This is a genomic window from Qipengyuania seohaensis (assembly GCF_002795865.1).
Lineage (GTDB): Bacteria > Pseudomonadota > Alphaproteobacteria > Sphingomonadales > Sphingomonadaceae > Qipengyuania > Qipengyuania seohaensis.
Window position 1 is genome coordinate 2,642,054 of the sequence record NZ_CP024920.1, and the last position, 14,307, is coordinate 2,656,360.

The 14,307-nt window shown below is 60.7% G+C and carries 15 protein-coding genes; 3 read left to right on the top strand and 12 right to left on the bottom strand.

The genetic code is table 11. The features are described from left to right. The first annotated feature begins 207 nt into the window (after positions 1-207). Entirely contained in the window at positions 208-702 is a 495-nt protein-coding gene (locus tag CVE41_RS14665) for a hypothetical protein (RefSeq protein WP_157799512.1), read from the top strand. A gap of 46 nt (positions 703-748) precedes the next feature. After that, the gene (locus CVE41_RS13020; RefSeq protein ID WP_269800155.1) at positions 749-1,234 is read left to right on the top strand and encodes an AHH domain-containing protein; all 486 of its coding nucleotides are present in this window, start codon (positions 749-751) and stop codon (positions 1,232-1,234) included. On the opposite strand, the gene CVE41_RS13025 is transcribed toward CVE41_RS13020, so the two are convergent. The 12 genes from CVE41_RS13025 to miaA form a co-directional block, all read right to left on the bottom strand. Next, entirely contained in the window at positions 1,231-2,199 is a 969-nt protein-coding gene (locus CVE41_RS13025) for an NAD(P)H-dependent flavin oxidoreductase (protein ID WP_100261035.1), read from the bottom strand. The two genes, CVE41_RS13020 and CVE41_RS13025, sit on opposite strands and share 4 nt — an antisense overlap. An 81-nt stretch (positions 2,200-2,280) precedes the next feature. Next, positions 2,281-3,330, bottom strand: a complete 1,050-nt coding sequence (locus CVE41_RS13030) for an amidohydrolase family protein (protein WP_100261036.1) — start codon at positions 3,328-3,330, stop codon at positions 2,281-2,283. 21 nt (positions 3,331-3,351) lie between these two features. Then, positions 3,352-4,182, bottom strand: coding sequence for a hypothetical protein (locus CVE41_RS13035; RefSeq protein ID WP_100261037.1), 831 nt, complete (start codon positions 4,180-4,182; stop codon positions 3,352-3,354). A 107-nt stretch (positions 4,183-4,289) separates the two neighbouring features. Further along, complete coding sequence (leuA, locus tag CVE41_RS13040; RefSeq protein ID WP_100261038.1) at positions 4,290-5,981, bottom strand: 2-isopropylmalate synthase; 1,692 nt, start codon at positions 5,979-5,981, stop codon at positions 4,290-4,292. A 177-nt stretch (positions 5,982-6,158) separates the two neighbouring features. Further along, positions 6,159-7,307: an alpha-hydroxy acid oxidase gene (locus tag CVE41_RS13045; RefSeq protein WP_100261039.1), complete on the bottom strand. Its 1,149-nt coding sequence runs from the start codon at positions 7,305-7,307 to the stop codon at positions 6,159-6,161. Between the two features lie 41 nt (positions 7,308-7,348). Further along, positions 7,349-7,993 (bottom strand): YceI family protein, encoded by a 645-nt coding sequence (locus CVE41_RS13050; RefSeq protein WP_100261040.1) that lies wholly within the window; start codon positions 7,991-7,993, stop codon positions 7,349-7,351. Positions 7,994-8,077: 84 nt separating this feature from the next. Beyond that, a complete protein-coding gene (locus CVE41_RS13055) occupies positions 8,078-8,668 on the bottom strand; it encodes a DUF6151 family protein (protein WP_100261041.1) in 591 nt (196 codons plus the stop codon). Positions 8,669-8,713: 45 nt separating this feature from the next. Further along, positions 8,714-9,748, bottom strand: coding sequence for a ketol-acid reductoisomerase (ilvC, locus tag CVE41_RS13060; RefSeq protein ID WP_100261534.1), 1,035 nt, complete (start codon positions 9,746-9,748; stop codon positions 8,714-8,716). 13 nt (positions 9,749-9,761) lie between these two features. After that, positions 9,762-10,277 (bottom strand): acetolactate synthase small subunit, encoded by a 516-nt coding sequence (gene ilvN / locus CVE41_RS13065; protein WP_100261042.1) that lies wholly within the window; start codon positions 10,275-10,277, stop codon positions 9,762-9,764. Further along, entirely contained in the window at positions 10,274-10,573 is a 300-nt protein-coding gene (locus tag CVE41_RS13070) for a hypothetical protein (RefSeq protein WP_100261043.1), read from the bottom strand. Before CVE41_RS13070 ends, ilvN begins: the two co-directional genes overlap by 4 nt. Next, positions 10,573-12,321, bottom strand: a complete 1,749-nt coding sequence (ilvB, locus tag CVE41_RS13075; RefSeq protein WP_100261044.1) for a biosynthetic-type acetolactate synthase large subunit — start codon at positions 12,319-12,321, stop codon at positions 10,573-10,575. Before ilvB ends, CVE41_RS13070 begins: the two co-directional genes overlap by 1 nt. A 95-nt stretch (positions 12,322-12,416) precedes the next feature. Then, a complete protein-coding gene (gene miaA / locus CVE41_RS13080; protein WP_100261045.1) occupies positions 12,417-13,382 on the bottom strand; it encodes a tRNA (adenosine(37)-N6)-dimethylallyltransferase MiaA in 966 nt (321 codons plus the stop codon). On the opposite strand from miaA, the gene serB reads away from it, so the two are divergent. Further along, a complete protein-coding gene (serB, locus tag CVE41_RS13085) occupies positions 13,375-14,259 on the top strand; it encodes a phosphoserine phosphatase SerB (RefSeq protein WP_100261046.1) in 885 nt (294 codons plus the stop codon). The two genes, miaA and serB, sit on opposite strands and share 8 nt — an antisense overlap. Positions 14,260-14,307: the final 48 nt, after the last annotated feature.

Here is a 14,307-nt window from a genome sequence, read left to right on the forward strand (position 1 = left end):
TCTGTCTCCACCATTCAGGGAGTGACGATAAGCCACGATCCTTACAGGCGTGATTCCGCCCACAGCCATGCGCGTGAAAGCGTCCGATCGATCCCGGATGGGACCTGGCTGGAATTGTTACAGTGGGGAATGACGTTCGATTGCCTCGGTCTTTCGCCAGGTCCGGGGGTATTTATTCCAGCGATCGAATACCGATTGAATATCCCGGTGGATCAGAACTTCGGCGCGTTCGAGGCAATTGCCATCACGCCCGGGCCGCATTTGGCCGATGCCGCGAACAGCCTTCCGGTCGTTCGGGCACTGCTAGACCTAGCGGCGCAGCTGGCGAGCCATCTCGAAAGTGTCGAAGCTATCTCATGGGGGCCGGCCAGAACCGCGATGCCTCCTGAATTCTTCAACTCGGCGATTACCTCCTGGATCGAAGGCGGGCCGTTTCCCGCGCTTTGCCTGACCGGTTTCAAAGTCGATCCCCAAGGCCGTCTCCACACCGACGGGATGGAATGGTTCGTGGGGAGGGAGATCGTTCTCTCTGCCGAACTATCGCGAGATCGTACTTCTGCGACGCGCATAGCCATGCGCGTAATCCATGAAATCGTGGCGATAGGACGGCTGGATACACTTGTCGAAATGTCGACCGAGGACGGCACGAAGCTGTCGCTCGAGCCGATCGATGGAAACCTGATCGTGAGAAGTTCGATGTAAGGAAGTCGCTTTGGGTCGCCCCACATCCTTGGACCGGCGCTTTCGCGTGCCTTTTCGTGCGGTCAACCGCCGCGGCACGCAAGGGCATGATCCTGCCATGCAACGCCATCATTTGCTGCCCCGGCAGCTGCTGAACCGAACGTGCTTCGGATCGATGTTCGCCGTCTTGGGTCGGGAACGCATCGGCTTCGATGATTTCCGGATCAACGGATTGCTCTTGCCGTCCTGCGAAAGTGTTGCGCGGCGGACCGCCCTACCGCTCCATCGCGGGCCGCATCGAGACTACAATTCCATGGTTATAGAGCGCGTTGGCGAGATCGAAGCGACGTGGGCAGCGCTTCGTGTCTCAGACTGCGAAGCCGCCGGGCATGCAGCCATCGACCAGTTACACACGCTGCAAAACACGCTGCGCAAGCAGCTCCTGGACGAAACCCGCCCGATCCAGCTCAATAGCAAGGACCCGGTCGGGCCGGGTGTCGACTTCACGGATCTCGACGCGATGTCCGAAATCCTTTGGGCGGCTGCAGCCTAACTCGTCGCTTCCAGGAGCGCCTTCTTGGCAGCGATATATTCGCTTTCGAGGCGGGCGACCATGTCTTCGACAGGTGCGACGCTTTTCACAGTTCCGATCCCCTGGCCCGAACCCCAGATGTCCTTCCAGGCCTTGGCCTTGGTATTGCCGCCACTGCCGAAGTTCATCTTGCTCGGATCGCTCTGCGGAAGATTTTCGGGATCGAGACCGGCGTTCTCGATGCTGGAACGAAGATAGTTGCCATGCACGCCGGTAAAGAGGTTCGAGTAGACGATGCCGTCGGCACTGCCTTCCACAATGCCTTCCTTGTAGCCTTCGACAGCGTTGGCTTCCTCGGTCGCGATCCAGGGCGAGCCGATGTAGGCGAAATCAGCTCCGAGTGCCTGCGCCGCAAGGATGGAACGGCCGTGTGCTATCGAGCCTGACAAGGCCACCAGCCCGTCGAACCATTCGCGGATTTCCTGCATGAGCGCGAAGGGGCTGAGCGTGCCTGCGTGGCCGCCCGCGCCGGCAGCAACCGGGATCAGGCCGTCCGCGCCCTTCTCGATGGCCTTGTGTGCGAAGCGATTGTTGATCACGTCGTGCATCGTGATCCCGCCCCAGCCGCGCACGGCATCGAAGATCTCCTCACGTGCTCCGAGCGAAGTGATGACGAGCGGGACCTGCCACTTTGCGCAGGTCGCCATGTCGGCTTCGATACGGTCGTTCGAGCGATGAACGATCTGGTTGACCGCGAACGGGGCCGCAGGGCGATCGGGGTGCTCACGGTTATGTGCGGCAAGCTCTTCGGTTATGCGATGAAGCCACTCGTCCAATTCGCTTTGCGGGCGAGCATTGAGCGCGGGAAAGCTGCCGACGATGCCTGCCTTGCACTGTGCGATCACGAGTTCGGGACCGGACACGATGAAGAGCGGAGACCCGATTACCGGGATTCGCAGCTTGTCGAAAGGGGCGGGCAGGCTCATGCGGTAAGGCTCCTCATCTCTTATGAAGGTGCACGCCTATGGCGCGCCTCGCCGCTTGTCGAGGCTGACGTTACGTAAACGTCAGTGTCCTGCCTGCAATGCTTCGATGCCATAGATGCGCGCCGCCGTGCCTGCGAACAGAGCGCGCTTCTCGTCCGGCGAGTGTCCTTGCGCAAGCCGCTTGAACGCGTTCCACAACACCGGATAGCTCGCCCCCCATCGATCGACAGGGTAGTTGCTTTCGAACATGGCGCGCTCTGGGCCGAAGCTTTCGATGCAGGTCTCGATGTACGGGCGCCACAGCGCGGCCAAGTGGTCCGAGCCAAGATCCTTGGCCGGTCCTTCTTCGGGCATCCCGCAGAAGGCCATAGCCAGCCCGCCCAATTTGATGGTCACGTTCGGACATTCGGCAAGCGCATGGATCGACCGGCGCCACCGGTCGAAGTTCTCGTGCAGTTTCCCGCGATAGCTGGCGATATTCAGCGGCGTACCGCAGTGGTCGAGGATTATCTGCTGGTCGGGAAATGCCCGTGCAAGATCGATCACGTCGCCGAGCTGCGGCTCCAGCAGCCATGCGTCGAAGGTGAGGTCATATTCTGTATATGCGGCAAAGCCGGCCCGGAATTCATCGCTTAGATAAAGACCCTCCGGAGCGTGGAAAGGCGGGCCAAGGACCTCGGGATCGGCATCCCAAGCACTGGCATGACGGATGCCGCGAAACCGCCCGTTGCCGGCTGCAACCAGGGCTTCGACGACCGGCTTGACCTTGTCGCCAAGGGTAAGGTCGGCATGGCCGACGATACCGGCGCAGGGACGGAACTCGCCGTAGAGGCCGCTGGCTCCCTGCGCGGCGACGCCGTTGACGAACTCGACCTCGCCTACGCTCTTCATCGCGTCATCGCGGCCGGCATCGTAGAATGCGCCGCATTCCATGAAGACAGTGCCGACGATATTATGGCCTGTGGCGGTGTCGGCTAGCAGTTCGTCGAACGTGTAGTAGTCAGCTCCGGCAATCGCCTCGATGAAGTCGTGGCGCGGTTCTGGAAAAGAGGGGACCAGGGGCCTGAGATCCCATAGGTGGTGATGCGGATCGATGATCGGCAGTTCTGGCTCGAGTATCTCTTCCATCATCCCTCATCTCCCCGTGTGTAATCAAGATAGACCGCCCGAATCCAGTCCTGCGGTCTTTCCGCCCGCATTGTCGAGCGTTTGGTGAACTTTTGCAGGGTCGCATTTCGCATCGACGCAGTCGACCGAAACGAAAACCCGTCCTTTTCGGATTTCCTGTTCGTAGAGGGTGGCTGCCACGCCATCGACGTCATGATCAGTCAGCATCTTCGCGATGCCGCTGCCGGTCGCGCCGACAATACCGGAAAAGGCAGCGACCGACGAAAAAGCCGAGGCGGTGAGGGCTCCTGCCACCGCTATGGGGCCGACACCCGGTATAAAGAGAATGGCCGTGCCCAGCATCGCGCCCGCAAGTCCGCCGCCTGCCATGGCAGATGCAATTCCGAGATAACCGTGGCCTTCGGACGGCTTGTAATCTGCATCGAGATACTGGCTCGTGCGCCACACCATCGATACCGCTTTATCGGGAATGCCGTCTTCGCGCAGCTTTTCGACTGCGGCCTCTGCAGATTCCGAGCCCTCGAATACAGCCGTTACAACCCGCGCGGAGTTGGAGCGCATATGACGACGCGCTTCGAGGAAAGCCTTTGCGAACCGATCCCTCTCCGCGTCGACGCCAAACGTGACGCGCAGACCTGCGGAGTCGTGCAGCTTCTTTACACTCGGGGAGCGTGGATGCCGGAAAAGCGTACGCAGGAGCATATCGACAGTGGAAGGGCGCAGAACCGAGTTAGTGCCGCGGTTGATCCATTCCATGTGACGCGGACGGGGATGGGCCCGCTCCAGGTAGTAGAGCGCCGGAAGGTTATCAGCTTTGATGACGTAGAAGGGGTCTTCCAACGGAGCGCGTCTCATCCAGCGGCGATAACAGCCTGTTTTAATGCGATAGTGACCCTGCCTCTACCATACACGCTAACATTTGATTGTATACATCAAGCATCTAATCCCGAGATGGGACAGTCCTATTCTTTGCCGGCGCGACCAGCCGCAGAATTTGCCGCACTCAATACCGAGCGGACACTTGCGGTCGCAACGTCTTCGTCGATGCCGCATCCCCACAAGGTGTTGCCGGCGCCATCCCGGCATTCGAGATAGGCCGCTGCCTGGCTATCACGGCCGGTAGTCAGCGCGTGTTCGCTGTAATCCAGGATCTCGAGCTGGAGGCCGAATGCCTCTTCGATGGTCGAAAGGACGGATGAGATGAGTCCGTTGCCCCTGCCGGACACGGTTTGCTCGACCCCGTCGACCGCGATGGTCCCGCTGAACAGTCTGGTGCCGTCCAAAGCGCGCCGCTCGTCATAATCGACCAGCTGAAAGCGCTTGTCGGTTGTCTGGACGTGGTAGGCGCGCTTAAATGCATCCCAGATGTCCGCGGCTCCGAGCTCACGTCCGAGTTCGTCGGCCATTCTTTGCACATGCGGACTGAAGTCGGCCTGCATCTTCTTTGGCAGCTTGAGCCCCTGGTCCTGCTCGAGCACCCACGCAAAACCGCCTTTGCCGGATTGCGAATTGACGCGGATGACCGCTTCGTAGCTGCGGCCGAGATCGGCGGGGTCGATGGGGAGATATGGCACGCGCCAATGGGTATCGTTCTGGACTTCGTGTGCCGCAAAGCCTTTCTTGATCGCGTCCTGGTGGCTGCCGGAAAAGGCCGTGTAGACCAACTCTCCTCCATAGGGATGGCGCTGGTGCACCGGCAACTCATTGCAATATTCGACCGTTTCGATGACGCGGTCGATGTCCGAGAAATCGAGGCGGGGGTCGATGCCTTGGGTGTACATGTTGAGCGCCATCGTAACGAGACAACAATTCCCCGTCCGCTCGCCGTTTCCGAAAAGGCATCCCTCCACTCGATCGGCACCGGCCATCAACGCCAACTCCGCTGCGGCGACCCCAGTGCCGCGGTCGTTATGGGTATGCAGGCTGATGACCGCGCTTTCCCGTTTGGGCAGGTTGCGGATGAAATATTCGACCTGGTCGGCGTAGATGTTAGGCGTGGCTGCCTCGACCGTAGCCGGCAGGTTGAGGATGATCGGATGTTCGGGAGTGGGGGCAAGGACTTCCATCACCGCCTCGCAGACCTCGAGACTGAAATCGAGCTCTGCGGTCGAGAAGGTCTCCGGCGAATACTGGAAATGCCAGTCGGTGTCGGGCTGCAACGAGGCCTCGTCGCGCATGACCTTCGCGCCGCGCACGGCGATGTCGCGCACTTGCTCCCGCGTCATGCCGAAGACCACTTCGCGCCAAGCAGGGCTGACGGCATTATAGAGGTGGACGATAGCCTGCTTCGCACCCTTGAGGCTGGCGAAGCTGGTGCGGATCAGGTCTTCCCTGCTTTGGGTCAAGACCTGCACCAGGACATCGTCAGGTACGCGGCCCGACCGCACGAGACCGCTGATGAAATCGAACTCGGTCGCGCCTGCGCTTGGAAAGCCGACTTCGATTTCTTTCACGCCGATCTCGACAAGAAGATCGAAGAAGCGGTTTTTCTTGTGCGCGTCCATGGGATCGACAATCGCCTGATTGCCATCCCGAAGGTCTGTCGACAGCCAGCGGGGGGGAGCCGTGATCGTGCGTGACGGCCATTGACGGTCCGACAAGGGGACTTGGGGAAAGGCCGAATATTTGGCGCTTGGATCGCTAAGCATGGACATGGGAAAACTCGTATCGGGGTTCGGCTATTATCGGAGAGGCCCTTGGGTGCGCGGTGCACCGTGGCGGCACACCGAGTTCACGCCCAAGGGCGTGTAAGTCGCAGAAGTAGTCCGATGCGGTTCATGCCGCCATGAATTGCGCATATTTGCGCCGGGGACAAGGTGAAGTTTTCTTTTCTATCGCCAACGAAGGCGATCGCGGGTCAAATCTTCCACCTTGGTGACGCCCATCAGGCGCATTCCCCGCTCTATTTCGTCCTGCAGGATAGACAGGGCGCGTTCGACGCCGTCCTGGCCGGCCGCCGCAAGAGCATAGAGGTAGAGCCTCCCGCCGGAAGCAGCGGTCGCACCCATGGCGAGGCTCTTTAGTGCATGGGTCCCGCGTCGAACCCCGCCGTCAGATATAATCTCGATCTGACCTCCGACGGCATCGACGATCTCCTCGAGCTGGTCGAAAGGTGCGCGGCTACCATCAAGCTGCCTGCCCCCGTGATTGGAGATCATGATCGCGTCGGCTCCGATGTCGACCGCCCGTCTCGCGTCGGCAGCGCTCATGATCCCCTTGAGGCAGAACACACCGCCCCAGTCCTGCCGTATCCGCGCGGCGGTATCCCAATCCATGTTCGTGTCGAGCATGGTGTTGAAATAATCCTGGATGCTCACGGCCTTGCCGGTCCCCTCCTGCACGTGGCCGTCGAGGTTGGGGAGCCGGAACTTGGGCGAGAAGATGTAATTGAGCGTCCAGTAAGGTCGCGTCGCGTAGCTCCATAGCGATGAGGCGGAAAAGCGGGGCGGGGTGGTGAAGCCCGAGCGCAGGCAGCGTTCCCTCTTGCCGGAGACGATCGTGTCGACAGTCAGGGCCAGTGCGTCGAAGCCGCTGTCCTTGCAGCGTTCGATCATGCTCGCATTGAGACCCTTGTCCTTGTGGACGTAGAGCTGGAACAGCTTGGGCCCTTTGGTGAGGCTTGCGATTTCCTCGATGGAATGTGTGGCGAGGCTCGAAATGCCGAACCACAGACCGAATTTTTCCGCAGCCAAGGCGACGGCGCGTTCTCCGTCGCGGTGGAATGCCCGCTGGAGCGCTGTCGGGCTGAGCATCAGGGGGAGCGCGCTTTTCCGGCCCATGATGGTGCAGCTTGTGTCGATTTGGCCCACCCCGGCAAGGACGCCGGGCACGAGATCCACATTGTCGAAGGCGCTCGTGTTGCGGGCTTTGGTAATTTCATCGTCGGCCGCACCGTCGATGTAATCGAACACCGGCCAAGGCAGGCGTGCCTTGGCCAGCTTTCGGAAATCATCGATATTGTGACAGTCGGACAAGCGCATGCGAACGTCGTGGAGGCTCGCGATGCGCTTGTCGAGAGGTCTTACTGCAGTTCGAAAGCTGCGCTTATGTCTAGGTCCACTTCGCTTCCAACTACAGGCGCAAGGTAATCGATGCCCCACTGCGTCCGGTCGATGGTAGCGCGGGCGTGGAAACCGACCGTGCGCGCCTCGTTCATGGGATTCTGGCCTGCGCCGGTGAAGTCCACGAGCATGGTGACCGGGCCGGTCTTGCCGTTCATCGTGAGCTGTCCAGTGACGACCGCCGATGTGTCGCCGACACGGCGGACGGAAGTCGATACGAAGCGTGCAGCTTCGGGATCGGGGCCGAAGAAGTCCGGTTCAGCCCCGTCCTTGCCCGGGCGCAGCAGATGGTCGCGCAAACCCTCGCTTGGTACGGCGACGCTGGTGATGGGGATCGAGATGTCTAACGTGCTAGCTTCGATGTCTGCAGGATCGAAGGTCATGGTGCCCTCGATATCTCCGAACAGTCCGAGATAGTCGTTGAAGCCAAAGTGGCTCACGCTCCACTGCACGAGAGTGTGCGAGGGATCGAGGGCGTAGTTGCCGGCAGCGACGCGGCTGGCATCGACTGCACCCGGCACCTGACCTTGTCCCTGGGCAGAGAAGGAAGTGACGGCGAGGCCTGCGCTGGTGGCGAGGGTTAGGGCGAGGATCGGCTTTCTCATGTTCGGTCTCCTGCGGGAATGCCCTCTTGGAAAACCGCAGAGTTCGCGTCGTTCCTGATCAGGCGACACGAAAATCCGATCACTCTAACCGAGTGTGCGGCGTTCTTCCGGTGTGAGCCTTCGCGGAGTGGCTATCGGCTGCAATGTCGCCGGATCGAACAGCGGATTGCGCCTGCGGTCGCCGGAGAAAATATCCCGGATCAGGCGCTTGAAGAAGCTGCGCAGCAGGACGTTCCTGGAAAGCGGTTTCAGGCCTTCGGTGTCGCCCGGAGCGTCTTCCAAGAAGAGGTGTCCCCGCACCGGACCCAATGCCGATCGGCCGCTCGCATCGCAATTCGCGACAAGGACGGTGGTATAGGGGAGCTTCCCGTTCGCGTAGGTATTGAACATCGGCGTGTCGCAACACTTTGCATACCAGCGCAATGTCGGCTTTTCGGTCATGTAAAGACCGGCAAGCTGGTCCTTGCCCGACTGGAATGCCAGCCTCGCGCAGCGGGTCTGGTAAAGCTCGGTCCCACCAGCCTCGTCCAGGATGCGGACTTCGGCACCAAGAAACTTGGGCACGGACTGGCAATCGGTGCAGTGACAATAGACGTGGTCCCCTTCACCGGGGCCGACATTTGTCACGACACCCGTCACGGTGCCGCACGCGCAAGAGAAGGCAAGGTCTGTCATGACCTCACCCTCTCCTTATCGCGCTGAAATGCAAAGGATTTTCGACTAATTGCGTTCTTTGTCGACGAGCTTGTTGGCACCGATCCACGGCATCATGGCGCGAAGCTGCGCTCCGGTCTTCTCAATCGGATGCGCGGCTGCGGCCTTGCGGCTGGCCTTGAGTTCGGGCTGTCCCGCCTGGTTGTCGAGCACGAAGTCCTTCACGAAGCGACCCGACTGGATGTCCTTGAGGACGCGGCCCATCTCGGCCTTGGTCTCTTCCGTGATGACGCGCGGGCCGGTCTTGATGTCGCCGTATTCCGCCGTGTTCGAGATCGAGTAGCGCATGTTCGCGATGCCGCCTTCATAGAGCAGGTCGACGATGAGCTTGGTTTCGTGGAGGCATTCGAAATAGGCCATTTCGGGCGCGTAACCAGCCTCGACCAGCGTTTCGAAACCGGCCTGGATTAGGTGGGTGATCCCGCCGCACAGCACCGCCTGTTCGCCGAAGAGGTCGGTTTCGCACTCTTCCTTGAAGTCGGTCTCAATGATCCCTGAGCGGCCGCCGCCGACCGCGCTGGCATAAGAAAGGGCCAGCTGCTTGGCGAAGCCGTTGCCGCCCGACTGATTGCTTTCCTGGTGGATGGCGATGAGGCACGGCACGCCGCCGCCCTTGATGTATTCGCCTCGCACCGTGTGGCCGGGCCCCTTGGGGGCAATCATGATGACGTCTACGTCTGCGGGCGGATCGATCAGGCCGAAGTGGATATTTAGGCCGTGCGCAAAGGCAAGGGCTGTCCCGGGACGCATCTTGCCCGCCACTTCGTTCGCATAGATCGCCGCCTGGTGCTCGTCCGGTGCGAGGATCATCAGCACGTCGGCCCATTCGGCAGCCTCCGAAACAGTCTTGACCTTGAACCCTGCGCCTTCGGCCTTCTTCGCCGTTGCAGAGCCTTCGCGCAGGGCAATGACGATTTCGCCGACGCCGCTGTCACGCAGGTTCTGTGCATGGGCGTGGCCCTGGCTGCCATAACCGACAATGGCGACCTTCTTGTCCTTGATCAGCTGCTGGTCGCAATCGGCGTCGTAATAAACTTGCATTTCTAACCCCATATTAGGCGCGGTCTGGCCCGCGCATCATACCAACGATCCCCGAGCGGCCGACCTCTACGAGGCCGAGTTCACGCATCAGGACGATGAAACTGTCGATCTTGTCCGGCGCGCCGGTCAGTTCGAAAACGAAGCTCTGTGTCGTGGTGTCGACGACATTCGCGCGGAAAAGCTCTGCGATTCGCAATGCCTCCACTCGGTCGTCACCCTTTCCGGCAACCTTTACCAGCGCCAATTCGCGTTCGACGTGCGCGCCATGTTCGGTCAGGTCGATGACCTTGTGAACCGGCACCAGCCTTTCAAGCTGCGCGCGGATCTGGTCGATCACCGGCTCGGGGCCGTTGGTGACGATTGTGATCCGGCTGATCGCGTGGTCTTCGGAAATGTCAGCCACGGTCAGGCTGTCGATATTGTAGCCGCGGGCGGTGAACAGGCCGGTGATCTTGGCGAGAATGCCCGGTTCGTTATCGACGATCACGTTCAGCACGTGTCGTTCGCTTGCTTGCTGCGCGATTTTCACGGCTGGCGCTCCTGCCAGACAGGTTCGAACATCCGTCCATCGCCGTCGTAATCGCGCAGGAAATCGCGTCCTCGGCGCACTGCCTCGAAATTGTCGGTCTGACGCGACAGGTCTAGCTGGTCCAGCAACAGGACCCAGCTGCCGTCTTCGCGCTTTTCGGCCACATCCATGCCGATGAAACGGTGTCCGTCATCCTCGATCCAGTCGAGCAGACGTTCTGCATCTTCACGCGCGAACCACTTCTTTCGTTCGGCGCGCTGAGCGAATTGGTTGGGGATCTTCATGTGCATACCCATCAGACAAGCGCCTTTGCTTCGTCGTCCATCGTGCCGCCGACCTGGTCGCCGTAGAGCAGCATTTCGGTGTGCGCTGCGCCGCTGGGGATCATCGGGAAGCAGTTGGCGTCCTTTGCCACCTGGCAATCCACGATCACCGGACCATCGTGGGCGAGCATCGCCTCGATCCCCGCGTCGAGCTGGCTTTCGTCCTCGATCCGGATCCCCTTCCAGCCATAAGCTTCGGCCAGTTTCACGAAATCGGGCAGGCTGTCGGAATAGCTATTCGAATAGCGGCTTTCATAGGTCAGTTCCTGCCATTGGCGGACCATGCCCATGTATTCGTTGTTGAGGATGAACACCTTAACGGGCAGGCGAAACTGGCTTGCCGTGCCGAGCTCTTGGATGTTCATCTGAATGCTCGCTTCGCCAGCGATGTCGATCACGAGCGCATCGGGATTACCAAGCTGTGCGCCGATGGCTGCGGGGAGGCCGTAGCCCATCGTGCCGAGGCCGCCGCTGGTGAGCCACTTGTTCGGGCCCATGAAGCCGAAATACTGCGCCGCCCACATCTGGTGCTGGCCGACTTCGGTGGTGATGATGGGATCACGGTCCTTGGTCAGGGCAAACAGGCGTTCGATGCTCTTTTGCGGCATGATCGCATCGGAGCGTTCCGGATAGGCAAGGCAATCGCGTGCTTTCCAGCCGAGGATACGCGCCTGCCATTCCGACAGGTCGTTAGGTTTGCGCGCTCCCCATTCCTGCAGCAGCTGGTCGAGCACATTGCCGCAATCGCCCACGATGCCGAGGTCCACGGGCACAATCTTGTTAATCTGTGCGCGGTCGATGTCGATGTGGATTTTCTTTGCCTGGGGGGCGAAAGCGTCCAGCCGGCCGGTCACACGGTCATCGAAACGGGCTCCCACCGCAATGATGAGATCGGCCCGATTCATCGCCATATTGGCCTCGTACGTGCCATGCATGCCAAGCATTCCGAGCCAATCGGGATGGTCTGCCGGGAAGGCCCCGAGGCCCATGAGAGTGCTGGTTACGGGCGCGCCGGTTGCCTTCTGCAATTGGCGCAGGCGCTCGGTCGCTTTCGGCCCGGCGTTGATGACGCCGCCGCCGGTATAGAAGATCGGTCGTTCTGCCTGGGCCAGCATGTGGATCGCCTGCTCGATCTCGCTCGCGCTGCCATCGACTTCGGGCTGGTACCGATGCGAGGGAAGGGGCGCATCATCCTGATCCCCCCATGCTGCGAGCGCGATCTGGACGTCCTTTGGAATGTCGATCACGACCGGACCGGGACGACCCGTCGTGGCGATGCGGAATGCCTCTTCGATCGTGGCACGCAGGCGCTCGGGATCCTTCACGAGGTAGTTGTGCTTGGTGCAATGGCGTGTGAGGCCCACGGTGTCGGCTTCCTGGAAAGCGTCGGTACCGATCAGGCCCGTCGGGACCTGTCCGGTAATCACCACCATGGGAATGGAGTCCATGTAGGCATCGGCGATGCCGGTCACAGCGTTGGTTGCTCCGGGTCCACTGGTGACGAGCACCACACCCGGCTTGCCGGTCGATCGTGCATAGCCTTCCGCCGCATGGGCGGCGCCTGCTTCGTGGCGCACGAGGATGTGCCGGATACCGTCGTCCGCAAACAGCTCGTCATAGATCGGCAGCACGGCTCCGCCAGGGTAGCCGAACACGAATTCGACACCCTGCCGCTTAAGGCATTCGATCAGGATTGCGGCGCCGCTGCGCTCTTCCGACACGGGTATTCCTCCACTTCAGTCACAAATCGGCCCGGCGCTGGGGTCATAGCACCGGGCCGACAGGAGCCTCCGTATGAGTAACGAATAGCGCGTTGTCAAGCCGATTTACGTAACAAAGAAACAAAATCATCCGCCAAAGCGTCATTAATGTTACTCGTACGCGGCCATGCTTCCGGCGGCTGGTGCCTGAACCAGGTGTATTGCCGTTTTGCGTACCGACGTGTCGCGATCTGGCCAGCGACGATGGCTTGATCCCGCGATAGTTCGCCTTTGAGATAGCCGGCGATTTCCCGCACCCCGATGGCGCGCATGACGGGCAGTTGCGGATCGAGGTCTCTAGCAAGCAAGCGTTCGACTTCTTCCAGCGCACCGTCGTCCATCATCATGACGAAGCGGCGATCGCACCTTTCGTACAGCCATTCCCGGTCGGGCAGCAGCACGAGCGGGGAGAGGTGGATGTCCTTGCCGATCCCTCCGGTCTTGCTGGCTTGCCATTCCTTGAGCGTCCGCCCCGTCGAGCGCACCACTTCCAGGGCCCTGGTGGTTCGCGCAACATCGGCCGGGGCAAGACGTGATGCGGCTTCCGGATCCTCTGCCTCAAGAGCCTCGCGCGCCTCTGTTTGAGATAGTGCTCGGACCTCGTCACGTAGATGTTGAGCGATAGAAGGTACTGGTGCGATGCCCTCCAGAACAGTGCGTAGGTACAATCCGGTGCCCCCGCACAATATCGGAACAGCGCGTTCAGCATGAAGCGCAGCGATTTCGCGCTTGGCCGCTCCGGCCCAATCCGCTGCCGAGCAGGCGGTCGCACCGTTCCATGCACCGTAAAGGCGGTGTTCGACGCCCTGCATCTCTTCCTCGTCGGGCCGCGCCGAAAGGACCTTGAGGTCGGAATAGACTTGCGCGCTGTCGGCGTTGATGACGACGCCGCGTCCGCCGCCTTCTTCGATGGCTTTCGCAAGGCGCACCGCCAGATCGCTCTTGCCGCTTGCGGTCGGCCCTGCGATGAGCGCCACCGGTTTTTCAAGTGACGGTTCTTCAGGAGAATAGGCAGTGCTCATTGCGCGACTGATAGCAGAGCAGGAAGGCCTGGAAACCCGCTTGGAAAAAGCGCGGGCCGGATTGGAAGAGGCGGGAATGCCGCTGGCGTCCGCTGCCATGCTAAATTTCTGCGGCGAAGTACTCGAAATCACTTTCCCCGACGGGCAGGCTGACACCGTCACGCGCGTCCTGTCCGAAAGTTTCGGCGATTGCGATATGCTGGTGGCCGATCATGCGATCGAAGTCCCGCGCCTGTTTGTTTCAGACATGGACAGCACGATGATCGGGCAGGAATGCATCGACGAGCTGGCTGACTATGCCGGGATCAAGAAACATGTCGCCGAAATCACCGAACGCGCGATGCGTGGCGAGCTCGATTTCGAAGCAGCGCTCAGGGAACGCGTCGCACTGCTGGAGGGGCTGAATGAAGCGGCTATCCAGCAATGTCTCGATGAACGCATTCGCCCCGTCGCGGGTGCGCGCACTCTGGTCCAGACCCTGCGAAGCCATGGCTGCCGCCCTGTCCTTGTCACCGGAGGGTTCCATCATTTCGCCGATCCGGTGGCAGAGATGCTCGGCTTCGACCGAGTGGTCGGCAATCGCCTCGCTGTCTCCGACGGCAAGCTCACCGGAAAGCTTGCAGGGCCCGTCAGCGATGCATCGACGAAGCTTGCAACGCTGGAAGAAGAGCGTGGCCAACTGGGCCAGGGTGCGCGGGTTCTGGCGACCGGGGACGGGGCCAACGACATACCCATGATCGTCGCTGCGGATTACGGCGTAGCGTACCGCGCCAAGCCCAAGGCGCGGGATGCCGCAAGCGGCCGAATAGTCAGCGAGGACCTTACAGTTTTGCTATCTCTTCTAGGGATTGCGCGAACCGAATGGGTAGAAGGCTGAAATTGAAACGATTCTTTGGCGCATCCATCCAATAGAGATCACCAATAC